At 69.4% G+C, this 16,947-nt stretch carries 16 protein-coding genes; 8 read left to right on the top strand and 8 right to left on the bottom strand.

The annotated features are described in order from the left end of the window. The first annotated feature begins 1 nt into the window (after nt 1). Genes ACIBG8_RS51945 through ACIBG8_RS51935 form a run of 3 tightly spaced genes read left to right on the top strand, consistent with a single transcriptional unit; the run spans nt 2 to nt 4,358 of the window. Entirely contained in the window at nt 2-301 is a 300-nt protein-coding gene (locus tag ACIBG8_RS51945; protein WP_397350819.1) for a CU044_2847 family protein, read from the top strand. Further along, nucleotides 298-3,549, top strand: coding sequence for a trypsin-like peptidase domain-containing protein (locus ACIBG8_RS51940; RefSeq protein ID WP_397350873.1), 3,252 nt, complete (start codon nt 298-300; stop codon nt 3,547-3,549). The genes ACIBG8_RS51945 and ACIBG8_RS51940 overlap by 4 nt, the downstream gene beginning before the upstream one ends. After that, nucleotides 3,546-4,358: an NAD(P)H-binding protein gene (locus ACIBG8_RS51935; protein WP_397350818.1), complete on the top strand. Its 813-nt coding sequence runs from the start codon at nt 3,546-3,548 to the stop codon at nt 4,356-4,358. The genes ACIBG8_RS51940 and ACIBG8_RS51935 overlap by 4 nt, the downstream gene beginning before the upstream one ends. On the opposite strand, the gene ACIBG8_RS51930 is transcribed toward ACIBG8_RS51935, so the two are convergent. The 4 genes from ACIBG8_RS51930 to ACIBG8_RS51915 form a co-directional block, all read right to left on the bottom strand. Further along, nucleotides 4,355-4,726 (bottom strand): DUF3037 domain-containing protein, encoded by a 372-nt coding sequence (locus ACIBG8_RS51930; protein ID WP_397350817.1) that lies wholly within the window; start codon nt 4,724-4,726, stop codon nt 4,355-4,357. The genes ACIBG8_RS51935 and ACIBG8_RS51930 overlap by 4 nt on opposite strands. Further along, a complete protein-coding gene (locus ACIBG8_RS51925) occupies nt 4,726-5,517 on the bottom strand; it encodes a HipA family kinase (RefSeq protein ID WP_397350816.1) in 792 nt (263 codons plus the stop codon). The genes ACIBG8_RS51930 and ACIBG8_RS51925 overlap by 1 nt, the downstream gene beginning before the upstream one ends. Nucleotides 5,518-6,107: 590 nt before the next feature. Next, entirely contained in the window at nt 6,108-6,647 is a 540-nt protein-coding gene (locus ACIBG8_RS51920) for a hypothetical protein (protein WP_397350815.1), read from the bottom strand. A 429-nt stretch (nt 6,648-7,076) separates the two neighbouring features. Beyond that, nucleotides 7,077-7,472: a hypothetical protein gene (locus ACIBG8_RS51915; RefSeq protein ID WP_397350814.1), complete on the bottom strand. Its 396-nt coding sequence runs from the start codon at nt 7,470-7,472 to the stop codon at nt 7,077-7,079. A 76-nt stretch (nt 7,473-7,548) separates the two neighbouring features. Between ACIBG8_RS51915 and ACIBG8_RS51910 the strand changes: the two genes are divergently transcribed. Further along, nucleotides 7,549-8,094 (top strand): TetR/AcrR family transcriptional regulator, encoded by a 546-nt coding sequence (locus tag ACIBG8_RS51910; protein ID WP_397350813.1) that lies wholly within the window; start codon nt 7,549-7,551, stop codon nt 8,092-8,094. Nucleotides 8,095-8,729: 635 nt separating this feature from the next. Then, nucleotides 8,730-9,314, top strand: a complete 585-nt coding sequence (locus tag ACIBG8_RS51905; RefSeq protein ID WP_397350812.1) for a hypothetical protein — start codon at nt 8,730-8,732, stop codon at nt 9,312-9,314. Between the two features lie 295 nt (nt 9,315-9,609). On the opposite strand, the gene ACIBG8_RS51900 is transcribed toward ACIBG8_RS51905, so the two are convergent. Beyond that, a complete protein-coding gene (locus ACIBG8_RS51900; protein ID WP_397350811.1) occupies nt 9,610-11,016 on the bottom strand; it encodes a vanadium-dependent haloperoxidase in 1,407 nt (468 codons plus the stop codon). A gap of 126 nt (nt 11,017-11,142) precedes the next feature. Here ACIBG8_RS51900 and ACIBG8_RS51895 point away from each other — a divergent pair, with 126 nt between their 5' ends. Further along, nucleotides 11,143-11,538 carry a nuclear transport factor 2 family protein gene (locus tag ACIBG8_RS51895; protein ID WP_397350810.1) on the top strand — a complete coding sequence of 132 codons (396 nt, stop codon included), beginning with the start codon at nt 11,143-11,145 and terminating at the stop codon, nt 11,536-11,538. 290 nt (nt 11,539-11,828) lie between these two features. On the opposite strand, the gene ACIBG8_RS51890 is transcribed toward ACIBG8_RS51895, so the two are convergent. Genes ACIBG8_RS51890 through ACIBG8_RS51880 form a run of 3 tightly spaced genes read right to left on the bottom strand, consistent with a single transcriptional unit; the run spans nt 11,829 to nt 14,715 of the window. Then, nucleotides 11,829-12,686 (bottom strand): TIGR03619 family F420-dependent LLM class oxidoreductase, encoded by an 858-nt coding sequence (locus tag ACIBG8_RS51890; RefSeq protein ID WP_397350809.1) that lies wholly within the window; start codon nt 12,684-12,686, stop codon nt 11,829-11,831. Continuing rightward, a complete protein-coding gene (locus ACIBG8_RS51885) occupies nt 12,683-13,930 on the bottom strand; it encodes an LLM class flavin-dependent oxidoreductase (RefSeq protein ID WP_397350808.1) in 1,248 nt (415 codons plus the stop codon). The genes ACIBG8_RS51890 and ACIBG8_RS51885 overlap by 4 nt, the downstream gene beginning before the upstream one ends. Then, complete coding sequence (locus tag ACIBG8_RS51880) at nt 13,927-14,715, bottom strand: alpha/beta fold hydrolase (RefSeq protein ID WP_397350807.1); 789 nt, start codon at nt 14,713-14,715, stop codon at nt 13,927-13,929. The genes ACIBG8_RS51885 and ACIBG8_RS51880 overlap by 4 nt, the downstream gene beginning before the upstream one ends. A 47-nt stretch (nt 14,716-14,762) precedes the next feature. On the opposite strand from ACIBG8_RS51880, the gene ACIBG8_RS51875 reads away from it, so the two are divergent. Together ACIBG8_RS51875 and ACIBG8_RS51870 are read left to right on the top strand one after the other, a co-directional pair. Then, a complete protein-coding gene (locus ACIBG8_RS51875; protein WP_397350806.1) occupies nt 14,763-15,578 on the top strand; it encodes a TIGR03619 family F420-dependent LLM class oxidoreductase in 816 nt (271 codons plus the stop codon). 9 nt (nt 15,579-15,587) lie between these two features. After that, the gene (locus tag ACIBG8_RS51870; protein WP_397350805.1) at nt 15,588-16,916 is read left to right on the top strand and encodes a serine/threonine-protein kinase; all 1,329 of its coding nucleotides are present in this window, start codon (nt 15,588-15,590) and stop codon (nt 16,914-16,916) included. Nucleotides 16,917-16,947: the final 31 nt, after the last annotated feature.

The raw sequence follows: 16,947 nt of genomic DNA, 5'->3' as shown, positions 1-16,947 counted from the left end.
CTTGGCCGTTGCCGAGATCCGCACCGAGCAGGGTGTCTTCTACGCCGACGTGGCCGTGCGCAGCGGCGGCGACATCGCCGCAGCCGACCGGCTGACCGCCGAGTGGAAGGCGATCAAGTCGCAGGTCGCCGAGGTCAGCAGGCACGTGGTCGAGCTGGTCCAGGACGCGCTGCCGGAGAAGCCGGCCAGGTACGAGGTGGAGTTTGGCATCAAGATCTCCGCCGAGACGGGGCCCGTGCTCGGCATGCTGGCCAAGGCGGGCGGTGAGGCCTCCGTGGTGGTCCGCCTGACGTGGGAATGATGCGGTTCGACGCCCGCCAGGCCGCCAGGAAATGCGTCGTCGAGATCCACTGCGGCGACCGGCTGATCGGCTCCGGCTTCTTCGTCGCCGAGGGCACGGTGCTGACGTGCGCTCACGTCCTGTACGGCAGGCAGGAGCCGATCACCGTGCGCTGGCGCAGAACCGTGTACCCGGTGACCGAGGCGCTGCTGTTTCCCGCAGAGTCCGGCGGCGGTGGCTACGGCCTGCCGGACGCCGGGATCCTGCGGCTCGACGCCGTCTTCGACCATCCGGTGGTGCTGCTCGCCGACCCGGACGACCTGCCCAAGGCGGGGGCGGTGCTGACCGCGCTGGTCCCGCAGCCGGCCTCGCTGCCGGAGTTCAAGCAGGGCACGATGATCGAGTCGACGGCCGCCGCCGCCCAGCCCGTGGCGCCCGCTGAACCTCCGGCGATCAGGCAGCTGCCCGTCGACACCATCCTGCTGACGGCCGCCGGAGCGTCGGGCGAGGGCGGCGCGTGGAAGGTCGTCGGCGCGGGGCTGGCCCCAGGGATGAGCGGCAGCCCCGTCCTCGACTCGGTCACCCAGCGGGTGTGCGGGATGCTCAAGTCCACCGACGGCGCGGGCAGGGACAACTGGATGGTCGCCGTCGACCTGCTGGCCGCGCACGTCCCCTCGGTGCTCGAGGGCAACGCACGGGTGCAGTCGGCCTGGCGCGCCGCCGTCTCCCGCTACGCCGAGCTGGCCGACCGGCTGCGGTTCGTCCCTTCCAGCCCGGCGCGGCCCGCCGTGGCCTCGCCGTCCACGTGGCTGATGGCGCAGCACCGGGTGGTCCCGTTCCACGAGGGGCCGGCCGAGTTCGGCGAGGTGTGCGCGTGGGTCCGCGAGGGCGAGGGCGACGTGCTGCTGGTGCGCGGGCCCGGCGGGGTGGGCAAGACGCGGCTGGCGCTGGAGGTGTGCGACCGGTTCAGGCGCGAGGGGTGGCTGGCCGGGTTCGTCGCCCGCGCAGCCAAGCTGCCCGACCTGCACCTCCCCCTGCGGGACGCGATGCGCGCCGGGCACCGCGTGTTGCTCGTCTGCGATTACGCCGAGGGCATGGACGCCCAGGTCAACGACCTGCTCGAGCTGCTGGGGGAGTCGTCGGGGCGGGTGCGGATCCTGCTGCTCGCCAGGTCGGCCGGCATGTGGTGGGGACGCATCCACGGCGACCGCCGGGCGGCCGAGGTGTGCGTGTCCGCGATCCCCGACGACGTGGCCGTCCAGATCCTCCGGGAGGCGCATGCCGCCTTCCTCGGGGCGCTTTCCCTCGATGGGCCTTTCGTCCAGGTCAAGCTGCCCGAGCGCAGGCGGCTGCTCGACCTGCACGCGCTGGCGCTGGCCATGGCGCTCGACGGTTCCACCCAGCGGGACGGGGATCCGCTGCGCCGCATCCTGGAGCACGAGCGGCGCTACTGGCACAGGTACGCGGTCAAGCACCAGATCGCCTTCGACGACGTGAACGCCCTGCTCAGCGACCGGCTGCTGGCCGTACCGACGTTGTTCCCCGCGCGCGACCGGCGACAGGCCGTCGCGGCCGTCGGCCGGGTGCCCGAGGTGCCCGGGGACGGCTGCACGCGGATCGTCACCGCGCTGTGCGGCTTCTACCCGCCGGAGGGCGAGGACACGGTGTGGGAACCCCTGCAGCCCGACCGGCTGGGCGAGGAGCTCGTGGCCGACGTGCTGCTCAACCCTGACCATCCGGAGGGCAGCCTGGAGCTGCCCCTGGCCGGTGCGGACGCGGCCCAGATGAAACGGGCGCTCACGGTGCTCGCCCGGGTGGCCGGGCTGGGCGACTCCGACCAGGAGGGGCCCGGCCGCCGTTCCGTGGCGCTCGGCGCGATCCGCCGGTTGCTGGAGACCTGCCCACGTACGGCGGTGCCCGCGCTGGTGCTGGTCGCCGCCGAGGTGTCCACGCCGGAGCCGCTGGTCGAGCTGCTCGGCCCCGCGTTGGAGACCGACGACCTCGACCTGTTGTTCGAGGCGTGCTGCAACTTTCCCGGCGAGCATCGCAAGCTCGACGCGCTCGCAGACCGGGTGACGGCGCACTACCTGGCGCTGGCTCGCCATTTGAGGGGGTCGAGTGTGGATGCCCGGCGGGCGCTCGGTTCCGCGCTCATGTTGCGCTCCGAGCGGAGTGACCCCATCGACGCCGCCTACCTGATGGAAGAGTCGGTGGCGATCTACGCCGGGCTCTACCGCGAGGACCAGTCCTTCCTCGACCGGCTCGTGGACCGGCTGGGCCGCTACGCCCAGGCGCTGAGCCGCGCCGACCAGCACGAGCTGGCCCGCGAGCAGGCCAAGCGGGCGATCGACCTCGTCAGGGCCGCGGCGCTGGCCGACCCGGCGACCTACGGGGAGGACTACGGCTGGCTGTTGCGGGTGCACGCGTCCGTGCTGATCATGAAGGAGCGGTTCGCCGACGCGGAGGCGCTCGCGCGGCAGGCCACCGAGTGGTACCTCTCGCTCGGTCCTGACGACCATCGGTGGTCGATCGCCATGGCCCGCGGGCAGCTGGCCCAGGTGCTCGCCGGGCTGGACAGGGGAGCGGAGGCGGCAGAACTGCAGCGGCTGGTCGTCGACTTCTTCGAACTGGACGCGGACGGCGAGGCGCTCTGCTGGGAGCTCGGCAAGCTTGGCTGGTACGAGTTGATGGCGGGCCTCACGGAGGCCGCTCGGGCGGCGGCCGACCGCTGCTTCAGCCTTTGCGATGCTTCGGGTTCCGAGCTGCTCGAATACGTGGCCGCGCTGCTGGCCGAGCTGGGCTCTACGGCGCAGGCGGAGGAGCTGAGGGCGCGGGCACGCGCTGCCGCCCAGCCCGTGGGCGGTGGCGTGCGCCCCTACGGCGTACGGCCGCTCAGCCGGGCGGCCGAGGTCGACCTGTTCGCCGCGCTCTCTGTGGAGGACGCGGCGCTGTTCCGGCTGGACCAGGTCAGGGCGCAGCGCGCGATGGCCAGGGAACAGCTCGCCGCGGGCGAGGCGTCCCTCGCGCTGCTCACGGTCGAGGCGGCCGTCGCGCTGCTGCCGCCGCAGCGCGACGCCAGCCCGCAGGACGCGGTCCTGGAGTGGAATCTGATGGCGTCGTTGTGGTCCGACGCTCTGACGGCCGCCGGACGGGCGTCCGAGGTGGACGCCGCGCGGCTGCGCTGCTCACGAGCGGTGGCCAACCTGGAGGAACAGCAACGCATCGACAATGCCGCATATCTGGAGGAACTACGTAGGCTGACCGAGTGATTCTTGTTACCGGTGCGACCGGAAATGTGGGCGGGGCGCTGGTGCACGCGCTCGCTTCGTCGGGGACTGCCGTGCGGGCGCTGGTCAGGCGGGAGGTCGACCTGCCCGCCGAGCTGGCGCTCGGCGACCTCAACGACCCCGACTCGGTCGCAGCGGCGTTGCCGGGGGTGAGCGGGGTGTTCCTGCTCAGCGGGTACGACCGGATGGACGAGACGCTGGCGCACATCAGGGCCGCCGGGGTCTCGCACGTGGTGCTGCTGTCGGCGAGCGCGGCCGAGACCGGGCTCCGCGACAACGCGGTCTCGGCGTATCACCTGGCCTCCGAGGAGATGGTCAAGGACAGTGGCGTGGGGTGGACGATCCTGCGGCCGCGCACGTTCATGGTCAACACGCGGCAGTGGATCCCGCAGGTGAAGGCCGGTGACGTGGTGCGGGCGGCGTTTCCGTCCGTGCGGGTGGCGGCGATCGATCCCGTCGACATCGGGGCTGTGGCTTCGCTGGCGTTCTCCGGGCACGTGGGGGAGACCCTGGCCCTCACCGGGCCCGAGTCGCTGACGCCTGGGGACCGGGTGCGGATCCTGGGCGAGGCGCTGGGGCGGGACCTGCGATTCGAGGGGCTTTCCGATGAGGAGGCCTGGGCGGAGATGAGCGCGTCCATGCCGGAGAAGTACGCCAAGGCGTTCTACTCGTTCTTCGCCGACGGGGCGCTGGACGAGTCCGAGGTGCTGCCCACGGTGGAGCAGGTCCTCGGACGGCCGCCGCGCACCTTCGCCCAGTGGTGCGCGGCCAACGCCGACGCGTTCCGCTAGAGCCGTACCAGCCGGTCGAAGAGCCTGGCCAGCTCGGCCTCCGGGTCGGTGGTCAGACCGGGATGGACGGGGCCGGTCTGGACGATCGTGCTCCGCGGGGCGGTGAGCCAGCGGAACCTGCTCCCCAGCGACTCCGTTTTCAGCGGCCCTGCCTCCTGCCCGCAGGCGAGTTCATACGCGCCGAGCGCCCTGCGGACCCCGTCGACGTCGGCGGCGGGGTCGATGGCGCGCAGGCGGGCGTCGTCGAGCTCCACGCGGGCGCAGAGGTAGGTGCGTGGCTGGCAGTAGAGCAGGACGCCGACGTTGATCTGCTCACCTCGCTCGACCTGGGGGATGGCCCTGATCACGGCGTATTCGTAGACGTCCATCACGATCCCTTGTGAAACGCGCCGATGGACCCGGGGCCGTGGTGCTCGCCTGGTTTGGCAGTGGTTTGCAGCCAGTTCTGGGGGCCGTGGGCTCTTTCCAGCAGGTGGTCGACATAGGCCTGCCGTACGGCTTGCGCCGACTCGAACCCCGGCTCGCCGTCCAGCCACTCATCCGGCACCAGCGCCGTGACCTCGTCAAGAAGGTGACGGGTGATCCTGGCCGCCATGCTTCCATTTTCCGTGGCGAAAGGGGCCATTACGTGATCGCTGGCGTCGAAGGGCCTTTGGGGGTCGGCGTTTTTCCAGTTGTGATGGAACCAGAGGGCGGCGCCGTGATCGATCAACCAGACGTCGTTGTGCCAGACGAGGAGGTTGGGATTGCGCCAGCTACGGTCCACGTTGTGGATCAGCCCGTCGAACCAGACGAGTTGTGAGGCGAAGAGGGGGTCGGGTTCCCAGGTGAGCGGCTCGAACCCCAGCGCACCGGGCAGGAAGTCAACAGCGAGGTTGAGCCCTTCGCTGGCTTTGAGCAGTTCCTGGATCTCGTAGTCGGGCTCACGAACAGCGATCTGCGGATCAAGCTCGATGACCTTGAGTTCGGGCGTCCGTAGCTCGAGCCGTCGAGCCAGCTCAGCACAGATGATCTCCGCAACCAGCACCCGGCGCCCTTGACCCGCTCCGCGGAACTTCACCACGTACGTCCCGAGATCACTGCCCTCAACCACTCCGGGCAGGGAACCCCCTTCCCGTAGGGGCGTCACGTACCGCGTAGCAGCAACCCATTCCAACACCCCCCAAGGCTACCGGCCCCACCCACTCCAAACCCCTGCCCCAACCCCGCCCTCACCCCAACCCCGCCCCTGGCCCCAACCCCGCCCTCGCCCCAACCCCAGCCCTCAACCCGGCCCCAGCCCACCACTACCTCCGACCCAGCCCCACCCCTGCTCCCGGCTCCCCGATCTCCAGCCCACGGCCCTTGCGGCCCGACCCTGGCCCGCGCGCACTACTCCTTCAGCTCGCCCCGGGCTCCACCCCACCCCACCCCGCCACGACCCGGCCCACGCTCCGCCTCCTGCCTGGGCCCGGCCTAGCCCACGCACCTCACACCACCCCCGCCCGGCGCCACCCTCACCCACCCTGGACCGACCCATCCCACCCACCGGCGGGCTTCCACCCCACGCCTCGGACCATGGCCCAGCCTTTTGGGGCGTCCTCCAGCACACGTGCTCCGTCCCCCCGCACTCCTCGGCCAGAGCACCCCATCCACGGGCCATGCACCCCTGGCCGATCCACCCCCAGCTCACCTCTGCCCACAAGTCGTGCACTCCGCGTCAGCCCGTGCAGCACCAGCTGGGTCCTCTGTCTGGGCAAATGGTCGGGTCTAGCGGGACCGGGGTCCTTCGGACTTCCGGCGGATGGCCAGCAGGATGAGCCGCCGAATGAGTCCACTCCCCAGCCGGATGACCACCCAGTACCGCAGAAACGCCCGCCGCGCGTCCGGACTCGTGGCCTTCACCCTGGTCTCCGTGATGAGCCGCACCCGCCCAGCCCCAGCATCCTGAAGCTCGAAACTGAACGTCCCCCTGGCGTACCCAGGCCGGTCGAACACCGCGAAGTCATCCCCAGCCGGGAAGTTGTCCGCCCGCCCCAACCGCCACCACTGCCCGATCGTCCCCTGCACGACCTCCCGCCCCTGCACCTCGGCCAGCGTCGTGAACTTCGGCCGATCCTGCTTCGGACTCCCCGTGCGCAACCGCGAGACCAGGTCACGAGCGGCGAACAGCGGTTTGGCGAGCTTGATGTCACTCGCCTGGGTCTCGGTGAGCGCAGCCCACACCCGCTCACGTGAGGCGGCGATCGTGATCGCATGCCGTTCCGAAGCGTCAGGATCGGGGATCAACTGCTCAGCCAACGTGGACACAGAACACCTCGCGCTTCATGGGGTTGGAGAGTGACGTCTCAGACCGCGTTGTCGCACGCCATACGGTCGCGTATGGGGCTGGCGGCTCGGTGGGGCTGTGCCGTTCGGTTGCGTATGGAGTCGGTGCCTCAGCCGCTGCAGGCATGTGTCACCTCGCGCTTGACGGGATTGGGGGTGGCGCATCGGGCGCCGCGGTCGCACGCCATACGGTTGCGTATGGAGCCGGCGGTTCGGTGAGGCTGGGCCATGCGGTCGCGTATGGAGCCGGTGGTTCGATGGGGCTGTGCCGTTCGGTTGCGTATGGGGCCGGTCGTTCGATGGGGTCGGGCCGTTCGGTTGCGTATGGGGTTGGTGCAGGCATGGGTCGCCTCGCGTTGGGTGGGCTGGGCGGGGGTGCTCCTGGTCGCATGGGTGTGTGTCCTATGGGGTTCAGCTGGTGTGGGTGCGGGCTACCTCGTGCCTGATGTTGTCCAGGAGGAGTTCGAGCACGGTGTCGTGCTTCTTGCGGATGATCAGGGGCCACAAGATCTTCAGGGCTGGGCCCAGGGGTCCCTTTACCTCATGTCTGAGGAGGGTGCCGCCCTCCACTCGGGTGAGGGTGAAGCCGTGGCCGTTGGGCATCGCTCTGCCCATGTCGAACCAGAGTTTGCGTCCCGGCTCCAGGGTCTTGATGCGGCAGGTCTTGCCGATCAGGTTTACCGGGGCTCCCTCGAACAGGCCCTCCGGCAGGCGGAAGGAGCCGTGGCCCTCCGGCCACAGGTCGGGGGTCTTGGCGAGGGCGGCCCAGACCTCGTCCGGGGTGCCGGGGATGACGCGTTCGTGCACGTTGTAGACCATCGTTTGCCCTTCCATACGGTGGCGTATGGTTCGACTATACGCCTGCGTATGGCACTCTTGTCGAGTGGGTCGACTACAGGCGGATGACTGGGCACGGGCGGCGCTCGAGGCACTGGCGGAAGGCGGGATCGCCGCTGTCGCCGTAGAGCCGGTGGCGGTACGGCTGGGCGTGTCGAAGGGCAGCTTCTACTGGCATTTCGCCAATCGGCAGGCGTTGGTGGAGGCTGCGCTCGCGTTCTGGGAGGCCGGGACTGAGGAGATCATCGCCAGCCTGGAGGCCATCGCGGACCCGGCGGAGCGTATGCGCGCGCTGATGGGGCTCGCGTTCGGGGATCGGCATGACGCTTCGATCTCGTTCCGGCTGATCAGTGCGGCTGACGATCCCGTGGTGGCGGAGGTGGCTCGGCGGGTGACCGTACGGCGGTTGAGTGTCATGCAGGCGGCGCTCGAGGAGCTGGGGCAGTCGGCTGAGGAGGCTCGGGGGCGGGTGGTTGCCGGGTACAGCAGTTACCTGGGCATCGCGGCGTTGTTGCGCCTTGGCGCCATCGACCGCGCTCCCGACGCCATCATCCGTCAGGCCCTCCAGGAACTCGGCGTCACCGTCTCATAGCGCATCCCCATCTCGAGCCCGCGGGGCGTCCCTTGGCCCCTGGTCTCCTGGCCTCCTGGTCTCCCGGTCTCCCTGGTGTCCAAAGCCTCTCTTGGGCTCAAGCTCTCCTGACCGCTGACCGCTGACCCGCTGGGCTGGTGGGCGGCTGGGGTGGAGGGTTGGGGGCCGCTGGGATGGAGGGGCGGGGGTGTTCGAGGTTCGGTGATCGAGGGCCACAGCGGCTCGCCGGTCAGGCGGTGCTAAGGAGCCGTGCGCTGTTTGCGGGTTGCGCCGTGTCCGTCGGTCGTGCGGGCTGTGTGGGGCGTGCGGGTCCTGTGGCGTTTGTGAGGCGTGCGGGTCGCGTGGGACGTACAGGCGCGTGTCGCGTGAGGTGTGCGAGTTGTGTGAGGTGCGTGCGCGGGTTGTGTGGGGCTTGCGGGCTGTATGGGGCTTGCGGGTCGCGTGTGGTGTGCGGGCTCTATGGGGCGTGCGGCTGGTGTGGGGCGTGCGGGGCGTGCTTGTGGTTGCGCGGGGCCTTGGGTGTGGGTTCTTCGTGGTGGTGGCGGTTGGTCGGCTCGGTGCGGGGTCCTTTCGTAGTGCTTACGGCTGGGGGTGAAGTCTCCTCAACTGGGCTTGCGGGCGTGAGCATGTTGCGCATGATGTCCTTATCCAGAGTCACCGGCGCTGCGGGGTTCCTGTGCGCCGTTCTGCTCGTCGTCAACGTCGCCCGGCGGGGTGGGCTTCTGCCCGAGACCTCGCTCACTCACGCCATCGCGCCCTTCGCGCCGCTCACCGGGTTGCTGGCGATCACTGGGGTCTACCTGCTGTTTCGTCGTACGGCCGGCACGTTCGGGCTGGTTGCTTACCTTGCCAATGCGGCTGGGTTGGCTGGGGCGTTCGCGGTCGAGTACACGCTGCACTTCGTCTTTCCGTATCTCCAGCCGGGTGTGGTGACCGTGCTGCTGGCTGGGGGGACGGGGAGGGCGTTCCTGGTCACTTCGGTGGTCCTGCTTGGGGGTGTGATCGCCTTTGGGGTGGCTGCGCTCAGGACCAAGGCGGTTCCTGCTGCCGCTGTCGCGCTGTATGTGGGTGGGATGGTTCCTGGGGCGCTGCGTAGTGCGTTGCCGTTGCCGGTCTATCTCGGGGGGCTGGTGGTGGCGGCTGCCGGGATCGCGTGGATGGCGTTCACGCTGTGGTCGCGGGAGAGTGCTTCTGCGCGTGAGGTTCTTCCTGGTCAGTAGGTGGTGGGGTGAACATACGGTTGCGTCTGTTGGGCGTACGGCTCCGTATGGTCGGCTCGTGCGAGGTCCCCGGGGCAGGTCAGTCGCTGAGGGTGTAACCGCCCCGGGCTCCGCGATAGTGCGGGGCTCGGGGCGGAGGTGGTGCCTGTCCGCAGGGCACGGGGTGCTTGGCCTGCCTGGTCGGAAGGTGGATGGGTCCTGGGGGCGGAGGTCGGGGCTGATCGGCGGGCGGTGCCCTCTTCTCGGGGTGGCCGGTCGGGTGGTTACGGAGTTCTCGGGGTGGCTGGTTGGGTGGTTAGGGGGTTTTGCCTGACCAGTAGGTGGTTGCTTGGTCCCAGGCGGCTTGGCCTACCTGGGCGCCGAGGGCGCGGCCCTGGAGGTCGCCGTTGCGGAAGTGGATTCCGCCATACCGTCTGGACAGGCCTGCCTGGTCGGCGGCTTCGGTGAAGGTGCGCCACCGTAGGGTGATGTCCTGGGCGGGGGTCACGCCTGGTTCGACCAGGGATGAACCTGCGGGCACCACTGCGGTTCCGCCGAAGTAGTCGCTACCGGTGAAGCGCTTGAGGACTCTCGCCGCTGCTGCGCTGAATGTTGAATGTCCTGATACGTGCTCGCCGAACGGCGGGGTTGGGAATGTTGAGGGCTGGTACGGGGTCCAGACGGCGCCGTCGATTTGGCGGCCGCCCCAGGTCGGGATCGTCGTTCCCTTGTAGAGGAAGCGGATCGCGGTTATCGGGCGCTCGGAGTCGCTGTCGCGCTTCGCCTCCCATGAGGCGATCCCTGCGTCCATGACGGCGTTGGCCAGGGCGAAGTACATCTTCACGTCCTGGTCCAGCGAGTGCCTGTCGCGCTGGGAAACCGTACGGGCGAGTATGGACCAGTGGCCTGGCGGTGTCTCGCTGTTCGGGCCGTCCGCCCAGTAACCGGCTATCGCCTTCTGCTGGTCGGTGAGCGCGGCCGTGGTCTGGACGATCTCGTCGGCCTGGCGCTGGTATTCGGCTGAGCCGTACAACGCAGCCCTCGGCACGGCGTCGGCCAGGTCGCGCGCACGTCCGCTGAAGGAGGCGACGCCGCCCCAGTGTGGCGCCAGGAACGGCGGCGTCACCTCGACGCCCGCCTTGTTCACGAACGTGAGCGGCTGCCACCTGCTCGGATCGGCGACCGTGGTGAACGGCTCGCTGACCTTCATCGGCGCGTTGACCGGGCGGTAGCCGGTCGTGTCCGCGTAGCCGCCGAGCTGGTTGGAGCCGTCGTCGTGGCGATAGGTCAGTACGGCGGAGCAGGCCCGCGCGCCGATCCCGGCCGGGGTGCTGGAGGTGTTCGCCGGGTCGTAGCCGAGGTCGCGCATCAGCGTGTCGAACGCGGGGCGTCCGGCCGGGTAGAGGTCGACGGCGGCGGCGTAGGCGGCGTAGCTGACCGCTTCGTTCTTGTTCGCCCGGGTACGTTCTGCCGGGGGCCTGCGCAGCTCGCCACCGAGCCGGGTGCCCACGGCGACTCCGTCGTACGCGGCCCAGGCGTCGTACGCGCACGTATGGAGGACGGCGAGCGCGCGGGCGACCAGGGGTGGGCCGAGCGTACCCGTGCGTACGCTCTGCAGGAGCGCGTCGTTCCAGCGCAGCACCACGTTGTCCGACTGGGCTTCCGCGGGTAAGGCGGGGGTTCCCAGCAACGCAACGGCGATCAGGATGGATCGGACCTTCATGGTCCCCTCCTCAGATATCGGGACCATACAAGATTCCATAGTGTGTTCGATAAAAGAGCTACCGATCGCGTAAGTGTTTTGTGACCTTCAGGGGGCGTACTGTCGGGCTGCCGTAGGGAGGTGCACATGTACGAGCATCCCAACGTGATGCTGCTCCGTGAGGGGTACGCGGCGTTCGCCAAGGGCGATCTGGACTACATTCGCGAGCACTCGTTCGCGCCGGGGGTGGTGTTCCACGTTCCGGGCCACAACCCGTTGTCGGGGGTGTATTCGGGGATCGAGGAGGTGTTCGGGTTCTTCGGGCGGCTCTTCGAGACGACCGGGGGGACGTTCGCGGTCGAGCCGTTCGACATTCTGGCGTCGAACTTCCACGGGGTGGTGCTGGTCAACGCTCGGGGGGAGCGGGAGGGGCGGGTGCTGGAGCAGCGGGCGGTGCACGTGTACCGGATCGCTGACGGGAGGGTCGTGGAGTGCTGGAACTACTTCGACGACCTCGACGCCACGGACGCGTTCTTCTCCTGACCTACGCGAACCGCCACCACGTCCGTCTGCGGCGTGGTGGCGGTCGGCTGATCTTTGCGCGGGGTTCGGGATTCTTCGGCGGCTGACCGACCGCGCGGCCAGAGGCCGTCCCACCAGAGCAGGGCCCAGAGCTGGGCCCCAGAGCAGGGCCCAGAGTGGGTCCCTGGGAAGGGGCTGGGCAGGGGCTGGGCAGGACCGCCAGGGCGGGGTCGCCAGGGTGTTCGGGGCTGGGTGGGGGTGCCGGGGTGGGGCCGCCAGGGTGTTGGGGGCTGGGCGGGATCGCAAGGGGGTCAGGTTTTGGTGATGATCTCTTCGGCGAAGCGTTCCATCGTGATGCGCTTGAGGTCCAGTGATCCGTACCGAGCCTTCTCCTCAGGTGACGCCAGCCACCAGGGGGCGGCCATGGTGCCGGTCACGCCCTTGTCGGCGAGGCGGCGGTACACCTCGGGTGAGGGGAGCGCCGCCACCGGGGCGATGATGTCGATGGGGCCCCGGCCGTACTCCTTCAAATAGCCTTCCAGGTCGGCCAGCACCACGTCGAGCTGCTCCTCGGAGTAGATGCGGTTGCCGATCCACCCGTCGCCCAGCCGGGCGGCTCGGCGGAGGGCAGCTTCGCTGTCCCCGCCGATGTACACCGGTATGTGCCCGGCCCGGGGCGAGATCGAGAGCGGCGGCACGGAGTCCAACGTCAGCTGCCCGCCGTCCCACAACGTGCGGAGCTGCGGAAGCATCTCGTCCAGACGCCGCCCCCGCGTGTGGAAGTCCTGCCCCGTGGCCAGGAACTCCTCCTTGCACCACCCCACGCCCACCCCGAACGTCACCCGCCCGCCCGACAGCACAGAAGCCGTCGAAACCTGCTTCGCGACCGTGATGAGGTCGCGAGCGGGAGCGATGTAGACATTCGGTGCGAACCGGAGAGACGTGGTCACCGCCGACATCGCCCCGATCGTGACCCAGGCGTCCGGCCAGTGGGTGTCGGCGTCCCAGCGCGGCTTCCCGCTCCGTGAATAGGGGTACGGCGTGGCGAAGTCGGCGAAGAACAGGTGGTCGGAAAGGGTGAGCGTGTCGAACCCGCACCGCTCGGCGATGCGAGCCAGCTCGACGTACTCCCCGGTGTCGACGAACGAGGCGCCGAGCCAGAATTTCACTGGAACTCCGGGATGACCTTGGTGGCGAACAGTTCCAGGTTGCGCTTGACGGTGTCGAGGGGGAGGACGCCCTGCTGGCCCTGCATGTAGAGGCCGAACCACTCCAGGTCGGGCATCTTGTCGAGCATGCGCTGGATCCCGCGCTTCACGTCGTCCGGCGTGCCGAAGAGCGCCATCTCGACGTCGTTCATGCGCTTGGCGTCGCCCTTCTCCGGGGAGATCGGCTTGTGCTTCTCGTCCTCCTTCTTCCGCAGGACCTCCAGATATCCGAAGGGTCCGAAGAAGGCGGCGAAGTCCTTGGGGATGCTCCGGCCGAAGGTGTTGATCGCCTCTTCCGTGGTGTCCGCGATGCCGACGATCTTGAGGATGCCGGTGTGCTCGCCCAGCTTGTAGTTACGGCCCTGTCGAGCCGATTCCTCCTGATACAGCTTGGCCTTGGCGGCGTGGTCGTCCGGGTTCGGGGTGAACATCCACGGCAGGATGTTCTCCTGCGCGGCCCGGATGACCGACCGGTCGGAGATGGTGAAGGGCTGCCACAGCTCGGGGTGCGGGTTCTGGTACGGCTTCGGGCAGACCGAGACGGCCTGCACCTTCCCGTCTTCGGAAATTTCGCCCGGCGCACCGAATGTCCGGGTCCACTCCACCGCAGGCCAGCCCTCGATGCCCTCGTAGGGGAAGGGCACCTCGTAGTCGAGGACGTCGGACTTGTAGCGGAGCGTCTCCTCCGTCCACGCCATCTTCATGATCTTCAGCACCTCGCCGAACACGTCGAAGTTACGCGTGTCCGACGCCGAGCCGTCCGAGCGCGCGGCGGCCGCGTGCCACCGCTGGCCGAGCACGTTCATCCAGCGGTTCTGGTAGCCGCGCGCCACGCCCAGGCGCAGCCGTCCCTTCGAGAACTGGTCGAGCAGCGCCACGTCCTCCGCCGCCCTGATCGGGTCCCAGGCGGGCAGCACCATGCCGAGCGGCGCGAGCAGGATGCGTTCCGTGCGCGCCGCCAGGTCCGTCAGGAACATCAGCGGGTTGACCGAGAACTCCATGCCCTCCGAATGGAAGTGGTGCTCGGTCATCATCAGCGCGTCGAAGCCGATCTGGTCGGCGTGCACCGCGATCTCGCGCACTTCGTGCAGCAACGCCTGGTACGACTCGGTGTCGCGGCCGATGGGGCGTTTGGCCTTGGCGTTCTCCTCGGCGGCGTATCCCGAGCCGGGGATCTGGGGGTTCAGGAAGATGGAGAACTTCACCGGGAGACCTCTTTCAGCCAATGGTTGAGAACGAGCACGAACTCGGCAGGACGCTCCTCGTGCAGCCGGTGGCCGCTGCCCGGCCAGGTGACCGCCTGCGAGGAGGGATGCTTGAACAGGCCGGACTCCCAGGCTGTACGCCGGGGGTCGGTGTGGAAGGTGAGCACGGGGCATTCGCGCCGCGCGAGATAGTCGTCGCAGTCGGGCCTGGTGCCCAGCGCGTCAGGCCCGGCCCACAACGCCTCGAAGGCCTCGGCGAGCACGTGCGGCGGCGTGGCCAGCAGCCTGCGCCGGTGCCACTCGCGTAACCAGGCGGGCGAGGCGGCCGTATAACACCACTGGTCGAGCTGTACGGCTGCCGCGTGCGGATCGCCCGCTTCGCGGAACATCCGCAACGACATCGACGCGATCGAGGCGGGGAAGCCGTAGCCGGGGTCGATGACGACCAGCGCCTGGACCAGCGACGGGTGCTCGACGGCGAGCCGGGAGCCGATCACGGCGCCCATCGAATGCCCGACCACCACGCATCCCGAAATGTCGAGTGATGCGCAGAGCCGTACGAGATCGTCGGTCATCTCCACCGGGGTGTTGCCGGGCCCGGCGGTCGAGTAGCCGTGGCCGCGCAGGTCGACGGCGATCACCCGGTGGTCGCGGGCGAGCGCCGGGATGTGGTGGATCCACTCGTGGGAGTCGGCGCCCCAGCCGTGCACCAGCAGCAGGGTCGACTCGCCCGACCCGTCGTCGGTGTAATACAGCCGCACGTCACCGATCTCCGCGAAAGCCATGCGAGGATGGTACCGAGCAATCGCTTGGTTAACCAGAGGAGGTCAGGATGCGGCTGGGCGTCACGATGTTCTCCACCGATCTGGCGATGCCGGTCGGCGAGCTGGCGAGGGCGGCGGAGGAGCGCGGATTTTCCTCGCTCTACCTGCCGGAACACACGCACATCCCGGTGTCGCGCCGCACCCCTCCGGCAGCCGGGCAGAGCGAGCTGCCTGAGGAGTACAAGCGCACGGTCGACCCGCTGGTTGCGCTGTCTTTCGCTGCGGCCTTAACCGAAAAGCTCGTCGTCGGCACGGGCATTCTGCTGGCAGCTCAGAGGGAGCCGATCGTGACGGCCAAGGCCATCGCGACCCTGGACCACCTTTCTGGGGGGCGGGTGGTGGTTGGGGTGGGGTTCGGGTGGAACGTGGAGGAGATCGAGAACCACGGCGTGCCGTACGGCTCGCGCCGCGACGTCGCGCGGTCGCACGTGCTGGCCATGAAGGCGCTGTGGTCACAGGAAGAGGCCGCCTTCGAGGGCATCGAACGGTCATGGTCGTGGCCCAAGCCCGTCTCCGGACCGCCGATCTTCGTCGGTGGGGCGGCTGGGCCGAAGCTGTTCGCGCACGTCGCGGAGTACGCCGACGGATGGATGCCGATCGGCGGCAAAGGCATCAGGGCGGCGCTGCCCGCGCTCCGCGAGGCGTGCGAGAAGGCCGAGCGCCCGATGGCGAAGGTGATTCCGTTCGGCACGATGCCCACCAGGGAGAAGCTCGACTACTACGCCGACCTGGGCATCGAGGAGGTCGTCGCGTCGCTGCCGAGCGGCCGCGCCGACGTGGTGCTCCCGGTGCTCGACGACCTTGCGCAGCGGTTCCTGCCATAATGGCGGGCTATGTCGCGACTTGCGGCCCTGAGGGCTGAAGATCCCCGGCAGCTGGGCTCCTACCGGCTGGTGGGACGGCTCGGGCAGGGCGGCCAGGGCGTGGTCTACCTGGCCGAGCAGCAGGTCGCCGTCAAGCTGTTGCACGCGAGCGTCGCCGACGACCCCGTACGGCGGCGTAGGTTTCTGGCCGAGATCGAGGCGGTGCGCAGGGTCGCGCCCTTTTGCACTGCTCAGCTCCTCGACGCCGACCTGGACGGCGACCGTCCCTACCTGGTCAGCGAGTACGTGGACGGGGTGTCGCTGCGCGAGCACGTGATCGCCAAGGGGGCGCGCACGGGCGGGTCGCTCGACCGGCTGGCCATCGGCACGGCCACCGCGATGGGCGCGATCCACCGGGCGGGCGTCGTGCACCGGGACTTCAAGCCGGGCAACGTGCTGCTCAGCCTCGACGGGCCGCGGGTGATCGACTTCGGCGTCTCCAGGCTGATGGACACCGCCGCCACCACCCACGGGCACCCAGTCGGCACGCCCGCGTACATGGCGCCCGAGCAGATCAAGGGCGAGCCGGTCGGGCCGCCGGCCGATCTTTACGCGTGGGCGCTCACCGTCGCGTTCACCGCCAACGGCCGCCACGCGTATACGGCGGAGACGTACCAGGAGGTCCTGGCCAGGATCCTGTACGGCAAGCCGGACCTGGGCGCGGTCGCCGGGCAGCTCCGCGAGATCGTCGACGCCTGCCTGGCGCCTTCGCCGGAGGACCGGCCGGACGCCGAGGAAGTGCTGCGGCGGCTCTTGGGGCACTCGGCGGGCGGCGACGTCCTCACCTCGGGCGCGATGGCAGCCGCGGAGACCACGTCCCCGGCTCGCTCGGAGTCCGACATCACCGGGCCGCGCCCAGCCGTGACCACCCAGCCCGACCTGCGGACCCCCGCGGTGCGGCGGCGTCCCAAAGCGTGGCAGTTCGTCGTCGCCGCGATCGGGCTCGCGGCGGCCGTCGCCGGGTTCGTGTGGTGGGTGCAGGGGGCGCAGTCGCCAGGACTCAACGGCAAGTGGACAGGGTCGGCAGAGCACCCTTCCGCCGGGCGCGTCTTCCCGGTGGAGATCAGCATCGGCGAGCCGTCCAGCATGCGCTGGGGCTCCGACCTCCACTGCTCGGCCACGCTCACCCCGCTCAGGCCCGGCGTGACGTTCACGCTCGGTGACGTGAAGGGCAAGGAGTGCTACCCGGGCACCCTGACGATGACGCTCGCGGGCGAAGGTGACCAGGCGGCCATCAAAGTCGTTCGCCAAGGTGAGAAGGCTGTTACCTACGCAGGTAAGGTCTCCCGCCCGTCCTGACCCTGTGTGTCACGGTCAGGCGGCGATTGCC

Source organism: Nonomuraea sp. NPDC050556, from assembly GCF_044457355.1.
Taxonomy (GTDB): domain Bacteria; phylum Actinomycetota; class Actinomycetes; order Streptosporangiales; family Streptosporangiaceae; genus Nonomuraea.
This window is presented reverse-complemented; position numbering and strand designations above follow the sequence as displayed.

What these genes read in the sequence shown, in the direction of transcription:
- ACIBG8_RS51900 (WP_397350811.1), bottom strand. Translation starts at nt 11,016, where the DNA reads ATGAAGGTCCGATCCATCCTGATCGCCGTTGCGTTGCTGGGAACCCCC.
- ACIBG8_RS51940 (WP_397350873.1), top strand. Translation starts at nt 298, where the DNA reads ATGATGCGGTTCGACGCCCGCCAGGCCGCCAGGAAATGCGTCGTCGAG.
- ACIBG8_RS51930 (WP_397350817.1), bottom strand. Translation starts at nt 4,726, where the DNA reads ATGGACGTCTACGAATACGCCGTGATCAGGGCCATCCCCCAGGTCGAG.
- ACIBG8_RS51880 (WP_397350807.1), bottom strand. Translation starts at nt 14,715, where the DNA reads ATGGCTTTCGCGGAGATCGGTGACGTGCGGCTGTATTACACCGACGAC.
- ACIBG8_RS51870 (WP_397350805.1), top strand. Translation starts at nt 15,588, where the DNA reads ATGTCGCGACTTGCGGCCCTGAGGGCTGAAGATCCCCGGCAGCTGGGC.
- ACIBG8_RS51905 (WP_397350812.1), top strand. Translation starts at nt 8,730, where the DNA reads ATGATGTCCTTATCCAGAGTCACCGGCGCTGCGGGGTTCCTGTGCGCC.
- ACIBG8_RS51895 (WP_397350810.1), top strand. Translation starts at nt 11,143, where the DNA reads ATGTACGAGCATCCCAACGTGATGCTGCTCCGTGAGGGGTACGCGGCG.
- ACIBG8_RS51875 (WP_397350806.1), top strand. Translation starts at nt 14,763, where the DNA reads ATGCGGCTGGGCGTCACGATGTTCTCCACCGATCTGGCGATGCCGGTC.